Origin of the sequence: Acidithiobacillus sp. AC3 (assembly GCF_050261095.1) — a bacterium.
Taxonomy (GTDB): Bacteria; Pseudomonadota; Gammaproteobacteria; order Acidithiobacillales; family Acidithiobacillaceae; genus Igneacidithiobacillus; species Igneacidithiobacillus copahuensis.
In genome coordinates, this window is the sequence record NZ_CP189838.1 from 589912 (window position 1) to 612162 (window position 22251).

General features: G+C 58.0%; 24 protein-coding genes and 1 riboswitch. Of the genes, 9 read left to right on the plus strand and 15 right to left on the minus strand.

The window, feature by feature from the left end; translation table 11 throughout:
• Window positions 1-279, minus strand: coding sequence for a type II toxin-antitoxin system RelE/ParE family toxin (locus ACQAYK_RS03025; RefSeq protein ID WP_483167816.1), 279 nt, complete (start codon window positions 277-279; stop codon window positions 1-3).
• 226 nt (window positions 280-505) lie between these two features.
• Here ACQAYK_RS03025 and ACQAYK_RS03030 point away from each other — a divergent pair, with 226 nt between their 5' ends.
• Complete coding sequence (locus ACQAYK_RS03030; RefSeq protein WP_483167817.1) at window positions 506-832, plus strand: helix-turn-helix domain-containing protein; 327 nt, start codon at window positions 506-508, stop codon at window positions 830-832.
• 12 nt (window positions 833-844) lie between these two features.
• Here the strand turns inward: ACQAYK_RS03030 and ACQAYK_RS03035 are convergent, their stop codons facing one another.
• Genes ACQAYK_RS03035 through ACQAYK_RS03050 form a run of 4 tightly spaced genes read right to left on the minus strand, consistent with a single transcriptional unit; the run spans window position 845 to window position 3170 of the window.
• Window positions 845-1000: a hypothetical protein gene (locus tag ACQAYK_RS03035; RefSeq protein ID WP_483167818.1), complete on the minus strand. Its 156-nt coding sequence runs from the start codon at window positions 998-1000 to the stop codon at window positions 845-847.
• A 37-nt stretch (window positions 1001-1037) separates the two neighbouring features.
• The gene (locus tag ACQAYK_RS03040) at window positions 1038-1784 is read right to left on the minus strand and encodes an SDR family oxidoreductase (RefSeq protein WP_483167819.1); all 747 of its coding nucleotides are present in this window, start codon (window positions 1782-1784) and stop codon (window positions 1038-1040) included.
• Entirely contained in the window at window positions 1784-2821 is a 1038-nt protein-coding gene (locus ACQAYK_RS03045) for an aldo/keto reductase (protein ID WP_483167820.1), read from the minus strand. The genes ACQAYK_RS03040 and ACQAYK_RS03045 overlap by 1 nt, the downstream gene beginning before the upstream one ends.
• Before the next feature lie 10 nt (window positions 2822-2831).
• Complete coding sequence (locus tag ACQAYK_RS03050; RefSeq protein ID WP_483167821.1) at window positions 2832-3170, minus strand: carboxymuconolactone decarboxylase family protein; 339 nt, start codon at window positions 3168-3170, stop codon at window positions 2832-2834.
• A 96-nt stretch (window positions 3171-3266) separates the two neighbouring features.
• Here ACQAYK_RS03050 and ACQAYK_RS03055 point away from each other — a divergent pair, with 96 nt between their 5' ends.
• Window positions 3267-4151, plus strand: a complete 885-nt coding sequence (locus ACQAYK_RS03055; protein WP_483167822.1) for a LysR family transcriptional regulator — start codon at window positions 3267-3269, stop codon at window positions 4149-4151.
• Window positions 4152-4163: 12 nt separating this feature from the next.
• On the opposite strand, the gene ACQAYK_RS03060 is transcribed toward ACQAYK_RS03055, so the two are convergent.
• Complete coding sequence (locus ACQAYK_RS03060; RefSeq protein WP_483167823.1) at window positions 4164-4991, minus strand: class I SAM-dependent methyltransferase; 828 nt, start codon at window positions 4989-4991, stop codon at window positions 4164-4166.
• Between the two features lie 570 nt (window positions 4992-5561).
• On the opposite strand from ACQAYK_RS03060, the gene dinB reads away from it, so the two are divergent.
• Complete coding sequence (gene dinB, locus ACQAYK_RS03065) at window positions 5562-6716, plus strand: DNA polymerase IV (RefSeq protein WP_483167824.1); 1155 nt, start codon at window positions 5562-5564, stop codon at window positions 6714-6716.
• Here the strand turns inward: dinB and ACQAYK_RS03070 are convergent.
• Window positions 6683-7597: a cupin domain-containing protein gene (locus tag ACQAYK_RS03070; protein ID WP_483167825.1), complete on the minus strand. Its 915-nt coding sequence runs from the start codon at window positions 7595-7597 to the stop codon at window positions 6683-6685. The two genes, dinB and ACQAYK_RS03070, sit on opposite strands and share 34 nt — an antisense overlap.
• A 90-nt stretch (window positions 7598-7687) precedes the next feature.
• Here ACQAYK_RS03070 and ACQAYK_RS03075 point away from each other — a divergent pair, with 90 nt between their 5' ends.
• Window positions 7688-7936, plus strand: coding sequence for an NAD-dependent epimerase/dehydratase family protein (locus ACQAYK_RS03075; protein ID WP_483167826.1), 249 nt, complete (start codon window positions 7688-7690; stop codon window positions 7934-7936).
• A 227-nt stretch (window positions 7937-8163) separates the two neighbouring features.
• Here the strand turns inward: ACQAYK_RS03075 and ACQAYK_RS03080 are convergent, their stop codons facing one another.
• Window positions 8164-9180: an IS110 family RNA-guided transposase gene (locus ACQAYK_RS03080; RefSeq protein ID WP_483167372.1), complete on the minus strand. Its 1017-nt coding sequence runs from the start codon at window positions 9178-9180 to the stop codon at window positions 8164-8166.
• Between the two features lie 221 nt (window positions 9181-9401).
• Between ACQAYK_RS03080 and ACQAYK_RS03085 the strand changes: the two genes are divergently transcribed.
• The 3 genes from ACQAYK_RS03085 (at window position 9402) to thiC (ending at window position 12858) form a co-directional block, all read left to right on the plus strand.
• Window positions 9402-10025: an NAD-dependent epimerase/dehydratase family protein gene (locus tag ACQAYK_RS03085; RefSeq protein ID WP_483167827.1), complete on the plus strand. Its 624-nt coding sequence runs from the start codon at window positions 9402-9404 to the stop codon at window positions 10023-10025.
• A gap of 206 nt (window positions 10026-10231) precedes the next feature.
• Window positions 10232-10696, plus strand: a complete 465-nt coding sequence (locus ACQAYK_RS03090) for a protein tyrosine phosphatase family protein (RefSeq protein WP_483167828.1) — start codon at window positions 10232-10234, stop codon at window positions 10694-10696.
• A 184-nt stretch (window positions 10697-10880) separates the two neighbouring features.
• A riboswitch (TPP riboswitch) is annotated at window positions 10881-10973 on the plus strand.
• Between the two features lie 28 nt (window positions 10974-11001).
• Window positions 11002-12858, plus strand: a complete 1857-nt coding sequence (gene thiC / locus ACQAYK_RS03095) for a phosphomethylpyrimidine synthase ThiC (protein WP_483167829.1) — start codon at window positions 11002-11004, stop codon at window positions 12856-12858.
• Window positions 12859-12866: 8 nt separating this feature from the next.
• Here the strand turns inward: thiC and ACQAYK_RS03100 are convergent, their stop codons facing one another.
• The 5 genes from ACQAYK_RS03100 to ACQAYK_RS03120 form a co-directional block, all read right to left on the minus strand.
• Window positions 12867-13328 carry a hypothetical protein gene (locus ACQAYK_RS03100; RefSeq protein ID WP_483167830.1) on the minus strand — a complete coding sequence of 154 codons (462 nt, stop codon included), beginning with the start codon at window positions 13326-13328 and terminating at the stop codon, window positions 12867-12869.
• Between the two features lie 176 nt (window positions 13329-13504).
• Entirely contained in the window at window positions 13505-13708 is a 204-nt protein-coding gene (locus ACQAYK_RS03105) for a hypothetical protein (protein WP_483167831.1), read from the minus strand.
• Window positions 13709-13720: 12 nt separating this feature from the next.
• On the minus strand, window positions 13721-14854 hold the full coding sequence (gene cydB, locus ACQAYK_RS03110) for a cytochrome d ubiquinol oxidase subunit II (protein ID WP_483167832.1): 1134 nt from the start codon (window positions 14852-14854) through the stop codon (window positions 13721-13723).
• Between the two features lie 46 nt (window positions 14855-14900).
• Entirely contained in the window at window positions 14901-16535 is a 1635-nt protein-coding gene (locus ACQAYK_RS03115; RefSeq protein WP_483167833.1) for a cytochrome ubiquinol oxidase subunit I, read from the minus strand.
• Between the two features lie 10 nt (window positions 16536-16545).
• Window positions 16546-17259 (minus strand): MBL fold metallo-hydrolase, encoded by a 714-nt coding sequence (locus ACQAYK_RS03120; protein WP_483167834.1) that lies wholly within the window; start codon window positions 17257-17259, stop codon window positions 16546-16548.
• Between the two features lie 217 nt (window positions 17260-17476).
• Here ACQAYK_RS03120 and ACQAYK_RS03125 point away from each other — a divergent pair, with 217 nt between their 5' ends.
• Both ACQAYK_RS03125 and ACQAYK_RS03130 read left to right on the plus strand, forming a co-directional pair.
• Window positions 17477-18799, plus strand: a complete 1323-nt coding sequence (locus tag ACQAYK_RS03125; protein ID WP_483167835.1) for a sigma-54 interaction domain-containing protein — start codon at window positions 17477-17479, stop codon at window positions 18797-18799.
• On the plus strand, window positions 18792-19466 hold the full coding sequence (locus ACQAYK_RS03130) for an alpha/beta hydrolase (RefSeq protein WP_483167836.1): 675 nt from the start codon (window positions 18792-18794) through the stop codon (window positions 19464-19466). Before ACQAYK_RS03125 ends, ACQAYK_RS03130 begins: the two co-directional genes overlap by 8 nt.
• On the opposite strand, the gene ACQAYK_RS03135 is transcribed toward ACQAYK_RS03130, so the two are convergent.
• Complete coding sequence (locus tag ACQAYK_RS03135) at window positions 19467-20873, minus strand: dihydrolipoyl dehydrogenase family protein (protein ID WP_483167837.1); 1407 nt, start codon at window positions 20871-20873, stop codon at window positions 19467-19469.
• An 87-nt stretch (window positions 20874-20960) separates the two neighbouring features.
• Window positions 20961-22250: an aminotransferase class I/II-fold pyridoxal phosphate-dependent enzyme gene (locus ACQAYK_RS03140; RefSeq protein WP_483167838.1), complete on the minus strand. Its 1290-nt coding sequence runs from the start codon at window positions 22248-22250 to the stop codon at window positions 20961-20963.
• Between the last annotated feature and the right edge of the window lies 1 nt (window position 22251).

The following is a 22251-nucleotide window of genomic DNA, read 5'->3' on the forward strand; positions in this document are numbered from 1 at the left end:
TCAGTGGTAGTCCACATAATCCACCAGATCTGCATGAATCCCCTCGAACCGAAAGATCACTCGCCAATTTCCATTCACACGCACTGACCAGTATTCTTCGTAAGTACCCGTCAGTCGGTGTAATCGCCATCCCGGCGCATTCATCTGTTCCGCAGATTCTGCTGCATCCAAGGTGGTCAACAAGATCCGCAACTTGGTCGCGTGATCCGGCTGAACTCCCGCCTTACTGCCGCTGCGATAGAACGCCTCGAGCCCCTTGTGACGGAACGATTTGATCATGAGCAGATCGTAATCTATCGCGCGACGCTTGTCACACGTATGTTAGCCCAAAGGCGTAGTGTCCTCTTTGTCCAATTGTAAATGTCCCCTTTTGGTTTTTGGAGTGGCGGTGACAGAGGAGACCATTACGATGACGCAGAAGGCGGTGGACCGGCTGGAGGTGATGCAGCAGGTGGTCAGTCGGACGGCACGGCAGCAAGAGGCGGCATAGCAACTCGGTCTGAGCGTGCGGCAGGTCAGGCGACTGCTGATCCGATTTCGAGAGGACGGGGCGGCAGGACTGGTGTCCCGGCACCTCGGGCAGCGTCCCGGCAATGCGCTATCGGGAGCGGTACGGCAGGAGGTGTTGGGGTTGATCCGCAATCATTATGCCGATTTCGGCCCCACGCTGGCGGTTGAGAAGCTCAGCGAGCGCCACGGGTACCAGCTCTCGGCAGAGACCCTACGGCAGTGGATGATGACCGATGGACTGTGGAAGGCCAAAACCCGCAAGTCGGCCCAGATCCATCAGCGCCATCACCGGCGTCCCTGCTCCTCGTTAGCGGCGCCGTAAGCCTCCGCGGTTTCAAAAAAAGGTCACTCCGCGTTCATAGGCAGCCTGGATCAGCGAGATCCCTTCAGGCTTAGCGATGCCTGTGCCATAGCCAAAGCTAAAACCTATGCAACCAAATCCGAGGGCGGAGACCGCCAGCCCACTCTTCCCCAACATTCTCGTTTCCATTACTCAAAGCTCCTTGCCGTCGTGAAGACAGCCATGTTTAGAATTCCTGGCGCGTGGGCCGGAACAGTATCTCGTTGATATCGACATCTTCTGGCTGGCTCATCGCGTAGGCTACCGCGCGCGCGAAGGCCTCGGCAGGAATCGCCATTTCGTAGACCTTGTGAATGGCCTCGGCGATGTCCGGCTCGGTGACGCTGTCGGGCAGTTCGGTTGCCACGGCGCCGGGGGAAATGACCGTCGTGCGGATATTATAGGGTTTTACCTCCTGACGAAGACCTTCAGAGAGGGCACGAACGGCATGTTTGGTAGCCGCATAGACGGCGCCACCGGGGCGGATCTTGTGTCCGGCAACAGAGGAGACATTGATAAAATGCCCCGCCTTTTGCTTTTGCATATACGGAAGCGCCGCCGCGATACCATAGAGCACGCCCTTGATGTTCACGTCGATCATGCGATCCCAATCTTCTATCTTGAGTCTTTCCAGGGGCGAACTGGGCATGAGCCCCGCGTTGTTGATCATGACGTCAATGCGGCCAAAGTTCTGTACGGCACTGTCCACCAGATGCTGTACCTGTGCCCTCTGGGTCACGTCCGTTTCCACCGCCAGCGCATTCTTGCGTTGCTGCCGAAAGGCGTCGACCAAAGTTTGGAGGCGCTCTGTACGACGGGCGCCGAGCACTACTGTCGCACCCAAGTCAACCAGGTGCCGCGCCGTCGCTTCTCCCAAGCCACTGCTCGCCCCGGTAATCACCACAACTTTACCTTGGATTACATTGCGTTCCATTAGATCTCTCCGCGAAGATTGGCTGGTCCCGTTCGGGCGAAACGCCCAGTGACGGGATATTGGGGGTCGGTAAATCCTGGCGTCGACGGGTGGCCCGGGACGACCAAGCGATCTATGAGTTCCTCATCGTCGACACCATAGGGGTAATGCAAGGCTCTGAGGTAATCCCTCCATTGCTCCTCAGTTCGCGGCCCGACAATCACCGAATCGACCCAGGCATTGTTGAGTACCCATCGGAGGGCAAAATGCGCTGCAGTCCCCCCCTTTGTCTCTGCGTGGGCCTGGATCTCCTGCGCCAGTTGGATGGATTCTGGCCTTAGTTCCGTTTGTAGGATGCGTCGATCTTGCCGGGCAGCGCGACTGCCCTCGGGTGGCTGGGACGGGTTCACATATTTTCCCGTAAGTACGCCTCGGGCCAACGGACTGTAGGGCACGACTCCCACCCCATGGAAATGGCAAGCAGGGAGAAGTTCACTCTCCGCCATGCGGTTCATGGCATTGTATAGGGGCTGGCAGGCGGCGGGTCGATCCATTCCCAGGGCGTCCGCCAGGCGCACAAGCTCCGCGACCCGCCAAGCGCGGAAATTGGAGATTCCCACATAGCGAATCTTGCCCTGGTGCACGAGATCGGCGAGGGCTCGCATGGTCTCCGCAAGATCCCTATTCTCCTCATCGTGATGCAGGTAGTAGAGATCGATGTAGTCGGTATCCAGACGGCGAAGGCTATGCTCTACCGCTGTCATTAGGTATTTGCGGGAGAGATCGGCGCCGGTGGGAATATCCAGACCGGCGGGATACCCTCCTTTCGTGGCGATGATCCAGCGATCTCGTTCGCTGTGAACAGTACGCCCAATAATTCGCTCCGACTCCCCTTGGTTGTAGGTATCCGCAGTATCGAGAAAATTCACTCCCACGTCGCGGGCCTGCGCAATGATGTTGCGAGATTCATCTTCCGGCGTTGCACCGCCGAACATCATTGTCCCCATGCACAGCGGTGAGACTCGCAGTCCACTGCGACCCAGTCGATGATATTCCATGGTATTCTCCTCATTCCTTCACAGCGCCTGCAGCTATCAATTCTTGCAGACGACTGATAGCAGACACCGCGTTGGGCCAGCCGGCATAAAAGGCCAAGTGGGTGATGGCCTCTATGAGTTCTTCCAGACTGACACCGTTCTCCAGCGCCCGGGGAAAGTGAAAACTCATCTGCTCGGTCTTCCCCAGGGCCACCAGGGCAGCACAGGTAACCAGACTGCGGTCGCGTGTAGATAGGGTGGGGCGCTTCCAGATATCCGCAAAAAGAACTTCGTGGGTGAGCTCGGCAAGTTTCGGAGCGAGTGCGCTCCAAGCCGGCTTACCGCGGGTGGACGCTGTGTCGTTGCTCATCAGCGGCTCCTTCTGTTGCACTGATGAATGCTACACCCGTAAAACAGTTGCGATAAGATAGGAAAATCTGCATGCCTTTGTGAGAAAAATTCAGCAATGACCAATTGGAATGATCTTGCCGCTTTCGTTGCGGTAGCCCGGGAAAAAAGCTTCAGCCGAGCGGCAAAGCAGCTTGGTGTGTCACCATCGGCACTGAGCCACCGGCTCCGGGCACTGGAAAGCAATCTCGAACTGCGATTACTCAACCGCACAACTCGCAGCGTAGCGCCTACAGAGGCTGGTGCGGCATTGCTGGAGACACTACTTCCCCACTTGTCGGAAATCGAAACAGAAATCGAATCCTTGCGCGATCGTCAAAATCAGCCCGCCGGCACGATTCGCATCACCGCTGCAGGTCATGCCGCAGAGTACATCCTCTGGCCCAAACTTCGGCCTGTTCTGGAGCAGCATTCGAAACTGCAGATGGAGATCAGCATTGATTATCAATTTATCGATATCGTTGCCCAGCGATTCGACGCCGGGGTTCGCCTGGGGGAGAGCCTCGAGCGCGATATGATTGCCGTGCCCATTGGCCCCGACATCAGAATGGCGGTAGTCGCTGCGCCCAGTTATTTTGCGTTGCATGCTCCGCCATCTTTCCCTCACGACCTTTCACGCCACGCCTGCATCAATCTCCGCCTACCCAATGGGAGTCTCCTACCCTGGGAGTTTGAGCGTGACGGTCGAGCTGTTCGCGTCCATGTGCAAGGGCCATGCACTTTCAATCTCAGCTCACACATGCTCATGGCGACCTTGGACGGTATCGGCTTGGCTTACTTGCCAGAGGACATGGTCACCGGCCATATACTTTCCGGACAGCTACGACGTGTGCTAGCGGACTGGTGCCCAAGTTTTCCCGGTTACCATCTCTATTACGCCAGCCGGAGACAACACTCGCGGGCGCTATCGGTGATCGTGGAAGCACTTCGCTATCGGCCTTGAATGATACCCTCCTCAGAATGTCGTGTCCGGGGAGCCTGCGCGCGCTGAAACAAAGTAAGCCCCTCTTTCTGCTCTAAAGTCCTCCTGGACCTCATCGGAAAAAAGTGCGGTTTGATACTCGGGAACAAGAGCCAGTAGGGAAGCACGTTCAGCAGGTGAAATGCCGTACAGTGGATTGCTCAGCGTCATTTCCGTAAAGTTTTCCAGCTGTTTTGGCTGGACATACAAGTTTGTTGGTTCTATTTTAACGATGATTTGGTCATACCCAGCAGACCGTAATAGACTTTCAATGCGCTCAGGTGTACCTGTTTCTACACCGACCTTGGCCATGGCGATTCCGTGGGTGGCAGCAATCTGTCGGAGGCGGCGGCCAGTGGCGTAAGAGTTTTCTTGCCAGCAGTTAAAGGCGATGAAGCCTGACGGTTTTAGAAGATTCCGCCATTTTCCTAGCGTGCCACGGACATCCTGCAGATAGGGAATTGCGTTGGCACAGTAGATCCTGTCAAATTGGCCAAGATCCGTCGGTAAATTTTCAGCATCAGCAAGCATAAAATGGATTCTTCTGGAAAGATCATATTGTGCAGCGGCCGCCTTGGCCTGCTCCACCATAAAGGGAGAGATATCGATCCCCACAACGCCACCCAGCGGGCCAATTATATTGGCAACGATGATAGCGACAAATCCCGTTCCGGTAGCAATATCCAAAACCCGATCATTAGGTTGCGGTGGATATAGCTCAATTAACCGTTCCACCAGACCCGAATGTGGGGTACCCACGCCATATTGGCTTCTGGAGTTGAAATGTTCTGCTATTGATTGTTTATAGTCTTTGTTACTCATTCCTGAATCCGAAAGCATTCTGGCCTCCTATTTCCGCGATTGAAGTGAGGATAATTTTTTGGGAAGAACTCCGCAAGGATTTACGGTGTGAGGCTATCGCCGAAAAGGGTGGACTAAGATGATGGGCCGATAAAAAATGTGGCACAACCTGTGTTGCCCATCCAAGGACATAGCCACATGTTGCGTCTCGGCTTAACTTGGTTCAAGGTTACGTGTTACGGAAATCTTACATGCAAATGAAAATTAAAGCGATGTTTTCTGGAATCTTCTACCTTGCCTGCCTAGCTATCCAGAAGGTATAACCGATTCGCAACTAGCTCCTATGGTTCGGATGATGCCATCCGCTTCTTGCTGCTGAAAGACTGCTTCCAGCCTCAAACTGACAATTCATGCGGCGATATAGCGCACTCCTCGTGCTGCACCTCTAGGCGGAGTGCCATACCTGCACTGATGCCAGCCCGGCCTTCCAACACGGCCGACAACGATTGCCGCGTCACATGGAGAGCCCTGGCCTTCATCGCCTGTCGTCGCGCGCGCTCGGGTATACTGGACAGACGAGGAGGTCATCGATTGCCAGACCCCGTGCTAGAGAGTAACCCTGATCTCCGCAAGATCATTCATGTGGACATGGACGCCTTCTTTGCGGCCGTAGAGCAACGCGATCGGCGAGAGCTTTATGGTCAGCCGGTGATCGTCGGCGGCGACCCAAATGGCCGGGGAGTCGTTGCCACCTGCAGCTACGAAGCTAGACGTTTTGGGATTCATTCTGCCATGTCAGCAGCGCGGGCACGGTCCCTCTGCCCGCAGGCGATATTTATCCGCCCCCGTATGGAAGCCTATCGAGAGGCTTCGAGGCAGGTGATGGGAATCCTGCGCAGCTATACAGCGCTGGTGGAGCCCCTGTCGTTGGATGAGGCCTTTTTGGACGTGGCCGCTGCGACCGCCGGTGGCACCCTGGCGGTCGAGATCGCTCGTGAGATCCTAGACCGCATTCAGCGAGAAACGGGGTTGGCCGCATCGGCAGGGGTCTCTTACAACAAGTTGCTGGCCAAGTTGGCCTCCGACTGGCGGAAGCCTCATGGGTTGTTCGTCATTCCGCCTGAACGCGGGCTCGACTTCCTGGCGCCGCTACCCGTTGGCAAACTGCATGGTGTGGGCCCGGCCACGGTAAAGAAACTATCCGCAATGGGTGTCGAGACCATCTCGGATCTGCGAACGATGGCGCCGGGGCAGTTGATTGCGGGTTTCGGTAAGGCTGGAGCCTGGTTTTACGAAGTGGCGCGAGGGATCGATAGACGACCCTTGCAGCCGACTCGCCAACGGAAGTCGGTGGGTACCGAGCGGACCTTCTCAGTAAATCTGGAGGATCGAAGCATCATGCTGGCTACCTTGCAGCAGATGGCCGGGCAGGTTGCTGCCCGTCTCCAGGCACTCGCCTTGGTGGGCTACACCGTGAACGTCAAAGCACGTTTTCCTGATTTTGCTACGGTCACCCGAGCGTATACGGCGACCGAGGTCATCGCGAATACGGAAATCATCATGGTATGGCTACCAGAATTGCTGAATCGGGCAGTTCCCCAGGGAGCGTCCGTGCGCCTGCTGGGAGTTTCAGTGAGCGGCCTCATCCAAATCCAGGCGGCAAGTCGCGGTGCCCGCCAGTTGAGCTTGCTGGACGGAATACAAGATCTAGGCTACCTCATTTCAAATTGCACCCACCGGCGATAAGCCGTTGGCGACATCCCTGTGACGCGGTTGAACGCAGTGCTGAAAGCGCTGACTGATCCATAGCCTGCAACCTTGGCTACTTCGATCATAGGACATTTGGTCGACACCAAGGCAGCTTTGGCCAGCGCCATGCGCCAAGCCGACAGATACCCGATGGGCGAGTCACCGACGATTTCGGCGAACCGGGCAGCGAATCCAGCACGCGACATGTTTGCAGCCCGCGCAAGTTCGGCAACGGTCCAGTTGCGTGACGGCTCCATGTGAAGCGACCGCAGGGCGCGGCTGACGCGCGGGTCGGTTAGCCCCGCTAACAGGCCCGGTCGCATGCTTTCCACTTGATTGCTGCGGTAGCGCAGAGACTCTAGGAGGATCAGCTCCAATAGGCGATCCAATGCCAAAGAACGGCCCGGCCGGTCCGCGGTTGCCTCGTCATCCAATAGACCGAGTAGCCTTCCCATACGCTGAGCAGCCACATCGACGGCTCGGATATGCACGATGGGCGAGAGAAGCCCAGCAATCAGATCCGCATTGGGCTCGGCAAACAGGAAATGGCCCGCAAGGAACCGAGCTGTGGGCTTACTTGGGTCATCACCTTGGAGTGCTTTCGGATCGGAGAACAGCACCTTCAATCCGATTGGCTCGACCTCCGGACTCGACCGCATAGTCCACTCCGGCGGACGGGCCATCATCATGAAGTCACCTGGCTGGAGCTCCGACTGGATTTCGCCTCGTTCTAATGTGCATGTTCCCTCAATCATTTGTCCGAATACCACCGCTTCTGCGGCGGGAAAGCGGATGGCCCAGGGCTTTTGTACCGCGATCATGCGCCAGCTCAACTCACGAGGCCGCAGCAGGCTGATAACGTGGGACAATGGATCCAATTGGACGCTCGATGATCAAATATGGATTTTAGATTATAGACCGTCTCAGCTATTGCCGGTACCTTTGCCGAAGGCTATTGGGAGATCGACATGCGAGTTTTTGTCACCGGAGCAAGTGGTTTTATAGGTCAGGCGGTTGTCAAAGAACTGATTGGCGCCGGCCATCAGGTCACAGGCTTGGCGCGCTCGGTCAGTGCCGCCCAGAGGCTGGCAAAGCTTGGCGCGAAAGCACATACAGGATCCCTTCACGAGCCTGAAACCCTCAGTGCCGGGGCCGCAGGTGCCGATGGAGTCATACACCTCGTGTATGAACGTCTCCGGCTTTACAAGATGTCGTAGATATTGGATGGGATCGACTGCAAACATGTATTCGGCCTGTTTATGGGCGTGCCGCCCTGGCCCCGATGGACTATCCGCGCACCGACTCCTCATCACTTTCACGGCTTCAAACAGCCTCTGGTGTATTCAGGTTCAGTTAGTGCCGGTCCGACCTATCCGCCATCATTCGTCATCAAGCAAATCGAGAAACTGTTGACCTCCTTTTACCTATAACCACTTGTTCTCCATTACGCGGCTACGGCCATTCGATAGCTCTCTCCACGAGCCATCAGCACCCATGCCGTGCGTACCATTTTTGCAGCGAGGGCGACAGCCGCCTTCTGGATGCCGCGTCGTGCCACCAACGCTCGAATCCACTCAAAGCGTGGACCCTCTTTGTCACCCATATGGTGGATGACAGCCATCGCTCCCTGTACAAACAGGGTACGCAGATAGCTATCTCCATTTTTGGTGATCCTTCCCAACCGGGTCTTCCCCCCAGAACTCGATTGTCGGGGTACCAACCCCACCCAAGCAGCGAGTTCTCGACCATTGCGAAAGAGCCTGGCATCCCCAACAGTCGCCACTATCGCGGTGGCAGTAACAGGTCCTACCCCAGGAATAGTGACCAGGCGCTGGGCTGTCTCTTCTGTAGCCAAGTGCGCGATCCTTTGGTCGCACTCCGCCAGGCGCTCGTCCAACCGCATCAAGTCCCCACGCAAGGCGGCGAAGATGCCAATGGCATCCAAAGGCATGTCAGCATCAGTAATCGCTTCCAGCAATCTTTGCGGGAATCTGGCCGCCCCTTGGGGGAGAACAATACCGAACTCTTGTAAGAGGCCTCGGATTCGGTTGATCAGCGCAGTGCGGTCTCCCTTGATGGACTCCCGCACTCGGTGCAGGGTCAGCACTGCCTGTTGTTCGGGTGTTTTGATTGCTACGAAACGCATATTGGGGCGAGTCACGGCCTCACAGATGGCTTCAGCATCGTTGGCATCGTTTTTTCCGCTCTTGCGGTAGGGTGCCACAAATTGGGGGGCCATCAGGCGCACGGTGTGTCCCATCTCCGCAATCTTGCGAGCCCAATGGTGTGCGCCTCCGCACGCTTCCATCCCCACGAGGCAGGGTGACAAGTTGACGAGCGTCTCCAAGAGCTTTCCCCGGGTAACAGTCTTCCTGAGCACAGCCTTGCCCTGCCTATCCACACCGTGGATCTGAAATATGTTCTTTGCTAGATCAATACCGATGGTCGTAATCTCTTTCATGGGATGAACCTCCTTGTTCAATAGGCCTCCATCGTGGCATCTGACCACGGCTGGGGGAAGGAGACGTTCATCCCATTACCTTCATCCATGGTCCGGGCGACATCCCGCTCGGGCGACGGCTTGGTGTCATCCTCGGCGGTTCGCCGCTTGGGATCGTCAGCCGATTCGGTGCTTCGATCACCACTGCCGACCGCCGCGCGATCGACGCCATGGCCCTGGCGTTGGAGGGATCGGGTAGGCCCTTGGTAACCGTGTTTGGCACCATGGGTATGCCCGAGGGACGAACAGCAACGGAAGACGACGAGCCCGACCCGCGTTCTCCAGGTTGGATGCGCTCGCAGGCCGAAGCGGCCGTCAAGGCTTGGGCCGAACGCGGGGTTCGGGCGTCGGTGGTTCGTCTTGCGCCCTCGGTGCACGGCGATGGTGATCACGGTCTCGTTCCCAGGCTTATCGCCGCCGCGCAGAAGCACAGGAGTGCGGGCTATGTCGGCGACGGCGCGAACCGGTGGAGCGCTGTCCATCGTCTCGATGCAGCGGTCCTATTGCGCTTGGCGCTGGAAGAGGGACAGCCTGGTGCGCGTTATCACGGCGTCGCTGAAGAGGGTATCCCGTTTCGGGAGATCGCCGAGGTGATTGGGCGGCGACTGAGCCTGCCTACGGTCAGCATGACGCCCAACGAGGCGGCGCGGCGGTTCAGTTGGCTCGCTCCGTTCGTCGCCTATGACAACCCAGCCTCTAGTAAACTTACCCAGGAACGGCTTCGATGGCGACCGTCCCATCCAGTTTTGCTAGCGGATATAGATCGCGAAGCTTATTTCCCGGCTTCAATAAATTCCAGGTCATAGTAAATGTCCAATTTCAGTCTGCTGCCGTCCATCAGGATTCAACGGCAGTAGGGCAACGGAAGCGGAAGTTCCTATCCATATCTGAAGGAAGTATCATCAAATGGGAATGCAACTTGCAGGGAATGATGACCCCGGATGTTCTGCTGCATCGAGGGATATTGCTCGGCACCGGTAGGTCAGCCGAAAATACATGAGCCAATCGAGTAATGGACGATTCAGACCTCTCAGTCATTTACAGGTACCGCGCCGTAGATGCCGTCTTGTGCACCTCAGGTCAACCCACGGTTGATCAACTCGGGCACATCGCCGCCGCAGGCTACAAGACCATCATCAACCTCGCGCTGCACGATGATCCGCGTTACTCGTTGCCGGATGAGTCGAGTGCCGTCGAGTCTCTGGGCCTTGCGTACATTCACATTCCCGTTCAGTTCATGGCGCCAACAGAACAAGATCTTCTGGAGTTTTTCTCGGCGATGGAGGCGCACCAGCGGGAGAAATTGTGGGTGCACTGCGCGGCGAATATGCGAGTTACTGCCTTTCTGGGTTTGTACCGCGTTATCCGGCAGGGCTGGTCGATTGATCGCGCTTTTGAGCTTATGTACGGCGTGTGGCAGCCAAATGAAGTGTGGTCATCATTCATTGCTCACATGCTTGAGAAGTATCTTGGCTAACCCGTCCCGGTACCTGCCGTTCGCCTAGCGGCTTCGCCGGCTGCCGCACACTGGTGAGCCCACAGAAATGACCGCCTCCAGTTTTCTCTACCCATCACAACCAGGAAGGCATCGAAACACCAATGATCTCGAAGGTCTCTCAGTTCTTGCTTTTTCTTGCCCTTTTCCGATACTCTGAAGGCTCACAGAACGCTAGGGGCGTCCCGACCGGGGCTGAGAAGTACCCTTGGAACCTGATCCGGTTCAGACCGGCGTAGGGAAGCGGCCACGTCTTGGCGTTCGTGGATTTTGCAAGGAGCAACGCCATGGCAACCCGTCCGCAGGACATTAATTCTCTTCCCAGTGACAGCGAAGTCACTACCGGCCCCATTCTTGGATCGAGCAAGTGCTACTCCTCTGGCACGCTTTTTCCGGAACTGCGCGTGCCGCATCGCGAGATCAAGCAAAGCCCAACCCGGCAGCGGGATGACTCGCTGGTGGAGAACCCGGCCATTCCGGTTTACGACGTGAGTGGACCCTACACCGATCCGGCGGCGAGCATCGATATCCGCGCTGGTCTGGCGCCGCAGCGTTGGCGCTGGTCCTGGGTCTTCCCGGATACGCTGGTGCACAGCATCGAGCCCTCATCTGCTTATGGCCGCCAGCGCCAGGAAGATCCCAAGACCGCCGCCATCCGTTTTCAGCGCCGCGCCGAGATCCGCCGTGCGGCACCGGGCGGGAATGTGTCGCAGATGCATGCGGCGCGGCTTGGCATCATCACTCCCGAGATGGAGTATGTCGCCATCCGCGAAAACGAGAACCTGGAGCAGTTGCGCGCGACCCATCCGGCGCTATTCCGCAGCCATCCCGGCGAAAACTTTGGGGCAAAATTGCCGGAACGCTACACGCCGGAATTTGTGCGCGACGAGATTGCCGCAGGGCGGGCGATCATCCCCGCCAACATCAATCATCCCGAACTCGAACCCATGGCCATTGGCCGCAATTTTCGCGTCAAGATCAATGCCAATATCGGCAATTCGGCGGTCAGCAGCTCCATTGCCGAAGAGGTGGAAAAGATGGTCTGGGCCATCCGCTGGGGCGCGGATACGGTCATGGATCTCTCCACCGGCAAGCACATCCACGAAACGCGGGAATGGATTCTGCGCAACTCTCCGGTGCCCATTGGGACGGTGCCGATCTATCAGGCGCTGGAAAAGGTCGATGGCAAAGCCGAAGAGCTGACCTGGGAACTGTTCCGCGATACCCTCATCGAACAGGCAGAGCAGGGGGTGGACTATTTCACCATCCATGCCGGTGTGCTGCTGCGCTATGTGCCGCTGACGGCCAATCGCCTGACCGGCATCGTTTCCCGCGGTGGTTCGATCATGGCCAAGTGGTGTCTGGCACACCATCAGGAGAATTTTCTCTATACCCATTTTGCCGAGATCTGCGAGATCATGCAGGCCTATGATGTCAGTTTCTCGCTGGGCGACGGTCTGCGCCCCGGATCCATTGCCGACGCCAATGACGAGGCCCAGTTTGCCGAACTGCACACCCTCGGCGAGCTTACCCAGATTGCCTGGCAGCGCGACGTACAGGTGATGATCGAGGGACCGGGGCATGTACCCATGCAGCGTATTCGCGCCAATATGGAAGAGGAGCTACAGCACTGCTACGAAGCACCTTTTTATACCTTGGGGCCGCTGACGACGGATATTGCGCCGGGCTACGATCACATCACCAGCGCCATTGGCGCCGCGCAGATCGGTTGGTATGGTACCGCCATGCTTTGCTATGTCACGCCCAAGGAGCATCTGGGCCTGCCGGACAAAGAGGATGTGCGCGAAGGGGTGATGGCCTATAAGCTCGCTGCCCATGCCGCAGATCTGGCGAAGGGCTATCCCGGTGCGCAGGTGCGCGACAATGCCTTGTCCAAGGCGCGCTTTGAATTCCGCTGGGCCGACCAGTTTCATCTGGGACTCGATCCAGAAAAGGCGCAGGCCTATCACGACGAGACCCTGCCCCAGGAAGGCGCCAAACTCGCCCATTTCTGCTCCATGTGCGGCCCACACTTCTGTTCGATGAAGATCACCCAGGATCTACAGGAGTACGCGGAGCAGGGGATGCGCGAGAAATCTGCGGACTTCCAGCGCCTCGGTAAGAACATCTATCTTAAATCCTGAGCCTTGGCTCAGAGATAGACGCTGAGCACTCCAACAAAAGTCAGCACGAGCGCGAGGGCGGCAAGGAACTGGGCAAAACGGGCGTAGCCTCCCAGTGCCTTCTCCGCTGTCGCCCAGTCCTGCCCATCCAGGGCGCGGCGCAGACGCTTCATCGGCGCAAAGGCGAGGTGAAAAGCGCCGAGAGCGGCAATCGTCCCCAACACCACCATGATCCAGACCGCCACGCCCAGGTGGCCAAAGCCGCCGATGCTGCCCACCATGGCGTAACCGCTCAGCAGCAGGAGCAAGGCGGCAAGGATGCCGCCAAAAGAGAAGGCCTGGATGGCTTGCTGCAGCGAGTACCAGGACTGCGGCGTATGCTCCAGGCGCAGCCAGCGCGGCAGCAGATAAAAGCCGAGAAACACCAGCCCGCCAACCCAGTAGAACAGCGCAATCAGATGGAAAAACTGCCAGATGGCAAATTGGGGCATGATTTCCTCCAATAAAAAAAGGGGCCCGAAGGCCCCCAAGGATACGCTACCGATGGAACTCGTGACTACTTGAAGCGCTTGCGGGTATAGAGATACATGATCCCGGCAATGCTCAGGTAGACCAATGGCAAAAAGAAGATGAGATCTTCCAGATCGGTGTAATGCATGGTTGCCTCCTAGCGTGAAGAGATGCCCTTCTGATTCAGCTCGTCATCCTGGCGGTCGAACATCGCCGCGCCAGCGGCAGAAACGAGAACGATCATCGTGGTACCTACCAGCCAGGCAAAGTACCAGGGGCCATAGTCGCCGGTAATCACCGCCAGAAACAAGGCAAAGGCGAGAATTACGGAACCGGTGATAAACGTCAGCAAGCCTTTCATATTGGCCTCCTATCAGTACGCGTGGTCGTCGCTGGCGGCTGGTGTCTTGACCTTGCCGCGCATGACATTGAAGCACCAGGTGGTGTACGCCAGGATCGTGGGAACGAAGATCGCAGTAAAGATCGTCATCCAGATCAGGTTGTACTGACTACCCGTACCGTTCCAGACGGTAATGCTCTGCGCCGGGTTGTCGCTGGAGGGCATGAGGAAGGGGAACATCGAGATGCCCACCGTACCCAGGATGCTGATCCAGGACAAGGCACCCAACCACCAGGCCAAGCCCGCCTTCTTCGCCCGCATGGCAAAAGAGCCAGCCAGCATGGTCAGGATACCGACCAGGGGGACGAGCCACAGGATCGGTGCGCTCTGATAATTGTGGAGCCAGGCCCCTGCCTCGCGGGTCACGTTCTGCGCCGCCGAGATATTGGCAGGCATGCTCGGGTCCGCATCATGCAGCACATAGCCAGTCTTGGCAGCGATCCAGATGCCGCCGACGACGAAGAGGATGGCACTCAACACGCCCGCCACCGAGCCGATGTTCTTGGCACGGCTGTAGATCGGGTCGACACCACGAATCATCAGCATGGCTGAGCCCTGGTAGAGGGCCATGCTCAGAGCCAGTACGCCACAGAGGATTGCGAAGGGATTGAGCAGGTACCAGATGAAGGACTCGGTCTGGTAGTACTGGCCATCCCAGCCAAAGTGGAATCCGACGCCCTCGAGGATATTCCCGATGGCCGCGCCGTAGATGATCATGGGCAGGGCACCAGAAATCAGGAAGACCCAGTCCCAGGTGTTGCGCCATTTCTCGGTGGGAACCTTGGAGCGATACTCAAAGGCCACCGGGCGCATGATCATGCTGAACAGCAGCAGGATCATGACGATGTAAAAGACCGAAAAGGAAGTGGCATAGAGGCTTGGGAAGGCCGCAAAGATGGCGCCGCCACCCAGGATGAACCATACCTGATTGCCGTCCCAGTGCGGCCCGACGATGTTCAGGGCCTCACGCCGCTCGCCATCGGTTTTGCCGACAAAGCGCATCAGCGCGCCGACACCCATATCCATCCCCACCATGATGGCCAAGCCCATGAGCAGAACGCCCAGGAGTAACCACCACAAGACTTTCAGAAAAACATATGCATCCATTTGTATGCTCCTTGTATGGCGAGGCGCGGAGCCTCGCCAATGCTGCTCAGGACCGGTTCATGCTCGACTTGGCAAAGGCCGGCTTGCCTGCCATGCCGCCACCCGCTGCCGGTTCCTCTCCATGATGATGGCTTTCCTGCGGCCCCAGACGCGCATACTTGAACATCAAGTAGAGCTCTGCCGCGATGAAGGTACTGTAGAGCAGTACAAAGCCGATGAGAGAGAAGATCATATAGCTGACGCTGTGGCTGGAGGCCGATACGAAGGTCGGGAGCCAACCATAGACGGTCCAGGGTTGACGGCCATTTTCCGCCGTAATCCAGCCGAATTCACAGGCGATCCAGGGCAACGGCACACTCCACAAGGCGATCTTGAGGAACAACGGGTGTTTCTCGATCTCGTTCTTGAGGCTGTAGTAGGCCGCGAAGGCAAAGAGCACCAGCATGAAGAAGCCCGCTGCCACCATCAGGCGGAAGGCCCAGAACTCGACCCAGACGTTGGGAATGGTCGCCTTGGCCGTCTTGTCGAGTACGCTCGGCAGATTGCTGGCATCGACCTTGGCAAGATCCTGATCCGGCGCAAATTCCTTGGCCAGGAAGCCATAGCCCATGTCGTTCTCATACTGCTTGAAGGTTGCCAACGCCGCTGTGTCGTTGTGATCGGCATTGTAGGCCTTGAGGGCAATCATCGCCTTGATGCCATTTTCGATGCGTGGCTTGGCATCCTGCTCCAGGTTCTTGATGCCGGGGATGACAGTGTCCTCCGTGTGCGTCAGGAGTGGCGTGAGCACATAGGGAATCCCCAGTTCAAAGTCATTCTTCTGGGCCTCCCGGTTGGGTAGGGCGATCAGATTCCACGGCGCCGAGACCGGATTCGGATCGGTTTCCCAGATGGCTTCCATGGCCGCCAGCTTGGTCGGCTGGGTATGCGCCACCAGGTAGCCCAAGGCATCACCGAGGGTGATGACACCGACGGTGGAGATCACGCCGAAGATGGCTGCCAGTCGGAAGGAACGCAGGGCGATATCGCGCCGTTTTTTGGTCAGCAGGTAGTATGCCGATACCGCCATAACGAACATCGCACCGGTCACAAAGCCGGCGATGGAGGTGTGCACAAATTTCGCTTGGGCATCCGGATTGAAGATCAGTCCCACGAAGCTGGTGAACTGCATGCGCATGGTATTGGGGTCAAAAGTGCCGCCCTGCGGGTCCTGCATGAAGCCGTTGGCGATCAGAATCCACAAAGCCGAGAGGTTGGAACCCAGGGCGACCAAATAGGTGACTACCAGGTGCGCCTTGGGCGACATGCGGTCCCAGCCGAAGAACATGACGCCGACGAAGGTCGACTCCATGAAAAAGGCCATGAGCCCTTCAATCGCCAGGGGGGTGCCGAAGATATCGCCCACGAAATGCGAGTACATGGACCAGTTGGTGCCAAACTCGAACTCCATGGTCAGGCCGGTAGCGACACCGAGCGCAAAGTTGATGGCAAAGAGCTTGCCCCAGAACTGGGTCATCTCCTTGTAGATTTGTTTCCCAGTCACCACGTACACCGTTTCCATGGTGGCGAGAATGAAGGTGAGCCCCAGAGTCAGGGGTACGAAGAGAAAGTGGTAGAGCGCTGTCAACGCAAACTGCAGGCGTGACAGCTCGACGACCGTCGGATTGATCAGCATATCCATGAACTACCTCCTACAAAGACGCCGGTACGTCCTGTCCCGGCCCATAACGGTGCAGATCTTTTTCTGCCCGCACTTTTTCCCCTTGCTTTGCGACATTTTTGTTTGGCAACAAATGACTGTATCGTTGCAGGAAACCTGCAGAATCCCCGCCGTTGCCAAGCTGGCTGCGGCGGCGAAACTCTTCGATGCTGCTCAGGCGGCGGCCCTGATTCTCTGCTCCCGGATAAAGGAGAGTTTCTTCTGGAAAGCGCTCTAGCAGGGCGTGCAGTCTGGCAAGCAAGCGAACTTTGGCCTGACCCCGCAGCTTTGGATGCAGACCGCGTACCAGGATCGTTTCTCCGGTGAAGAGGCGATCATTCCAGGCATACGTCAAGGCGCATGGACTGAGACCGGGAGTATGAAATACCCGCAGGGACTCCTCACCAAAATACAGCACGTCCTCATCACGAATACGCATATCGACACTGGCCGCAACAATGCTCTCGTGGGCGGCAAGTCTGGCCCCCCAGTTTTCGCGCAGGGTCTCGGCAGCTTTCTCGTGGCTGACGTTCCAGTGGGTGACCAGGATGAGGCGCAGTTGTAAGCCCCGGCTGCGCAAAAATTCCTCGACCGTCGGTAGATGGGGCTCGGCAACATCGATCACCACCGCCTCACGGGTGATCGGATCGCCCAAGATGTAGGCGAGAGAACCCTCTTTCTCGGAGCAGATCTGACGAAAAATCATGAGACGAACCTCGTAACCGTTGCAGGCATATTCAGCAAATACTATGCCAATGTCGGAATTTTCTGGTTGATCCCCAGGAATGGCTGATATACTTTGGCGTGGACCGGACGGACCTCGATTGGTAAGGGCGATGGTGGAAAAAGACTGCCAAAAATGGCAGAATTGTCTGGCAGATCTGCTACAATTGGCAGACCGTTGCCGCCTGGGGGGATCGTCGATGCTCAAACAATTGCGTCCAGAACTGACCTCGCTGCTCGACTGTTTTGCATTGCCTGCCGTTTTGCTCGAGGCAGATCATACGGTGCTTGCCGCCAACCAGGCGTATCGCAAACAGTTTGGCGATGGTAAGCCGTTGCAGGGGCGACACTGCGACGAGATCCTGCGTGGCGCTGGGATGCCCTGTGATGATGCGGGCAATGAATGTCCGATGGCGCGCTGCCAGCAGAGTAACGAGGCGGCGCATGCGCTGCGGATGCATGATGGTCGCGCCCTGCAGGTGGACTTATTCCCAATTCGGAACGCCGATGGCAAACCCGCCTACTTCCTTGAGCTTCTCACTCCGCTGACGGAGCAGGGTGCCTCTACCGATGGGCTGGTGGGGCAGGGAGCGCGGATGCAGGAACTTTCCCGCGCATTGCATCGGGCCGCCCCGAGTGATGTGCCAGTGCTTCTGCTCGGTGAATCCGGAACGGGCAAGGAGCTTGCCGCTGGCTTGGTACATCGGGCAAGTCAGCGGGTGCAGGGGCCTTTCGTGGTGCTGGATTGCTCAGGGCTTTCCGAGACACTCTTTGAGAGCGAGCTCTTTGGCCATGAGAAAGGTGCCTTTACTGGTGCCCACAGTCGGAAAATCGGCCTTGCGGAGGCAGCGAATGGCGGTACCTTGTTTCTCGACGAGGTCGGAGACATCCCTCTGCCCCTGCAGGTCAAACTGTTGCGCTTGTTGGAGAGCGGGACGTTTCGGCGGGTTGGCGGCATCGAGCCGATCCGTTCCAGATTCCGATTGATCTCGGCCACCCATCGCGATCTCGAACGGATGGTGCGCGAAGGCACGTTTCGCCAGGATCTCTACTACCGCATCAGCACCTTTCCCATCACTCTGCCGCCCTTACGTGAGCGGCGTGAAGATATTCCGCAACTGGCGGAGTCCCTGCTCCACAACCTGGGGTATCCGCGCCTGCGCCTGAGCGCAGAGGCGCTGCAGATTCTTCTCGAGTACGACTTCCCAGGTAATGTCCGCGAGCTACGTAACATTTTGAATCGGGCAGCATTGTTGTCCGATGATGTGTGGATCCTGCCTGAGCATCTGCCTGCCAATTTACGGCAATCGTTTCCTGTGCATGAGGCGCCCAAGTCCGTCGATTTTTCGGCAGTGCTTCCCCTGGCGGAAATGGAAGCTCGTTATCTTCGCTGGGCGCGGCTCAACCACACCGGGGATCGCCGCAGTCTAGCGCACTCGTTGGGGCTCAGCGAACGCACTCTCTACCGTAAACTGGAGGCGATCGATGGTCCCGGCGAGAAAAGAGATTCTGATCATGGCTAATGATTCTTCGCCCCCCCTCGACTGGGCGCCGGGTTCCTGGCAACGACTTGGAACGCAGAGACATGCGCCGGTTTTGTTGTTGCTGCATGGTCTCGGTGCCAGTCAGGAGGACATGCAGGCGGTGGCGGAGCTGCTTGATCCGCAGCGGCGCTATCATCTGTTGACCCTGAATGCACCACGGCAAGCGGTGACCCTGAATCGTGGGTATGTGATGCCAGCCTGGTATGATCTTCTCGGCTTCGGCCCGAATTCGGTGGAAGACGACGCCGGGATGCAAGTAATCGCCCAGTCCTTGCACGATGCACTGGCACCGATGTTGCGCGGTAGGGAGTTGCTCTTGGGGGGATTCTCCCAAGGTGCAGCTTTATCCCTGTATCTGCATCTACATGCAGGCTTCGCTGCCCGTGCCGTCCTGGTGTTCAGCGGCTATCTGCCTTTACGTCAGAATACGCCGCCGGCTTTTGGCAACGCGGCGCCCATTTTCTGGGGCCACGGTACCCGCGATGAGGTGTTACCGCTAGAGTATGCGCAGTGGGGCGAGGAGATCCTGCAGCGCCAAGGCTATGCCGTCACCCGCCGGGATTTCCCGATGGGGCACAGCATCGTTCCTGAAGAAATCGCAGCAGCGCGGGAGTTTCTCGCAGCCAGCGCCGTCCAGCCGACCTGATCACTCTGCGAAGATGAATTCCCCAAGCCCCCAGCGTGCGGCCAGGGTCTCGGTGGCGTTGAGCAACTCTTCGGCACGGGCGGGATGATTGACGGGCGAGTTGGCAATGCGTCGCAGGATCTCCTCGCGGTCACTGCCCTGGGAGAGCAGATGAATCAGTTCCCCGGCATCGCGCCCGACGATCTCGCCGCCCAGTAACTCTCCGCTATCCATGTCGGCGAGGATGCGGGCGAAGCCGCGAGTATCGTCCTGCCCCAGGGCGCGCGGTGAGGTTTCAAAGGCAGCAAAGCCCACTGCTGGCTCGAAGCCTTCGTCTTCCGCGGCATCCTCGTCCATGCCAATGCGGGCGAGTTCCACCGCTGAATACACCAGTTCTGGTACCCAGAGCGGGCTGCGCTCGCGGCAATTTTCCGCCAGGATATTGTCGATCACCAGGGTGGCGTCGGCCAGGGCCTGATTGGCATTCATATACGGGCCGACCACATCGCCAATGGCGTAAATACCGCTTTCTGCGGTTTCCAGGTGCGCGTCCGTCTCCACAAAACCTCGCGCGTGGGTAGCAACCTGGGTGTTTTCCAGGCCGAGCCCGGCGGTATGGGCGGAACGCCCGGTGGCAAAGAGCACCCAATCCCCCGACTCCCGCTCGCCTGCGGCATTGGCAACCCAGGCCTTGCCATCATCGACGCCGGAGTCGGCCACTGCAAAGTCTTGCCGCGCTTCGATCTGGAGTTCCTTGAGGGCGTCCATGAGCGCATCCTTGGCCTGTGGCGAGTAGCGCAGGTGGTGCAAGGGAGCAGAATTGACCAGCCAGCGTACTTCCTTACCCAGTTGGGTGAAAATATAGGCGAACTCCGTGCCAATCACGCCGCCGCCAACAATGATGACCCGGTCTCCCGCGGGTACGCCATTATCAAAGAGCATGTCGCTGTGCAGAATCTTGCCGGCCTGCAACTGGGCACCCTCGGGCAGATGCGGTACGGATCCGGTGGCGATCACACTATTCTGCGCATGAATCAATTCTTCGCCAGCATCCGTCTGGATAGCGATTTCGTGTGCACTACGGTAACTGCCAAGGCCTTGATACAACTGCACGCCCAAGCGCTTGAGGTAATCCGTGTAGCTCTCGCGCACGGTCTCGACGACCTTATGTTGATGCTGCCAGGCTTGCGCCATATCGCCGCGCAGCGTCTCCCCGACGATTCCGCGCCCGGCAAAATGACGGCTGTTTTCGATCCACTTGGCAGTTTCATGCCAGTCTTTTTTGGGCACGCAACCGCGATTGAGACAGGTGCCACCCCAGGTACCTTTTTCGATGATGGCGACCTTCTTGCCCCGCAATGCGCCCAGCACGGCGGCACGGTATCCGCCCGGTCCGCTACCAATGATGACGATGTCGAATTCTTTCATAAGCCCCTCGAAAGTCCCTCGAAGTGTTTGCCTCAGTGTACCCCTTTTTGCCAACAAACTCAGCCTTTGTGCAGGGTTCCGAGAGGGCTAGACCAAGGCTGCGACCTGGGTCAGGGTTTCCTCAATGTCGTAGGCGCTGTGTTCACTGCTGACAAAAAAGCGCAAACGGGCGCGACGCTCGGGAACCGCGGGATAGAGGATAGGCTGCACGTCAATGCCCGCCTGCAGCAATTGCTCTGAAAGCTGCACGGCACGCAGAGAGCTGCCAACGATCCAGGGAACGATGGCGAAGCCCTGGCTGGTGCCGGGGTCGATACCGATCTCTCGGAAACCTTCCAGCAAGCGCTGTCCGCTGTTTTGCAGCCGGCTCACCCGCTCGGGCTCCAGCTGCAGGATTTTCAGCGCTTGCAAGGCGGCGGCGCCATCGGCGGGTGACAGCCCAACGCTGTACAAAAATCCTGGCGCCAGGTAGCGTAACTGATCGATGAGCTCCTGACTGCCGGCAACGAAGCCGCCGCAGCTCGCCAGGGTCTTGCTCAAGGTGCCCATCCAAATGTCGACTTCTCGGCTATCCACGGAGAGATGGCTGGCGATGCCGCCACCACTGGGCCCCAGTACCCCAAGACTATGCGCTTCATCCACCATCAGCCAAGAGGCAAAGCGCTGTTTGATTTCCAGCAGGCGGGGTAGGTCGGGGTAATCGCCGTCCATACTGTAAATACCCTCTACCGCGATCAGGCAGTGCTCCGCCTGCCGCCGGTGGGTGCGGAGCAGCTCCGTCAGGGATTGCCAGTCGTTGTGGGGAAAGGGAAGACGCTGGGCTCCCGAGAGCTTTGCCCCCAAAACGATACTGTTGTGGGCATACTCGTCGTGCAGGATCAGATCCCTGGGCCCCAAGAGCTGCCCGATCACGCTGACGTTGGTAGCATGGCCGCTAACCAGAGCCAGGGCATCGTCCACCTCGTAAAAATCTGCCAGCGCGCGCTCCAGTGCCTGATGAAAGGGCCGTTCGCCGGAGACGATGCGACTGGCAGATACCGAAGTTCCATAGTCGTCGATGGCCGCTTTGGCCGCCGCGCTGACTTCCGGGTGGCCCGCCAGCCCAAGGTAGTTGTAGCTGGAAAAATTGATCAGTTCCCGGTCTGCAATATGGCTATGCGCGGCGGAACTTCCCTCGCGCAAACGAAAGAACGGGCTGACGACCCCGAACTGCGCGGCGCCCTGGCGCATCAAGGAAACCTGCTGATAGCCCGGAGTGCTGCGCAGGTCCGTACGCCTGTCGCTCTGATCCGGACGGGGCAGCTCTGCGTTGATCTGTTGCGGAGTAGAGGATTCCCGCAGCAGTTCAGCCTTTTCTTCGGCACTCAGACGACGCACA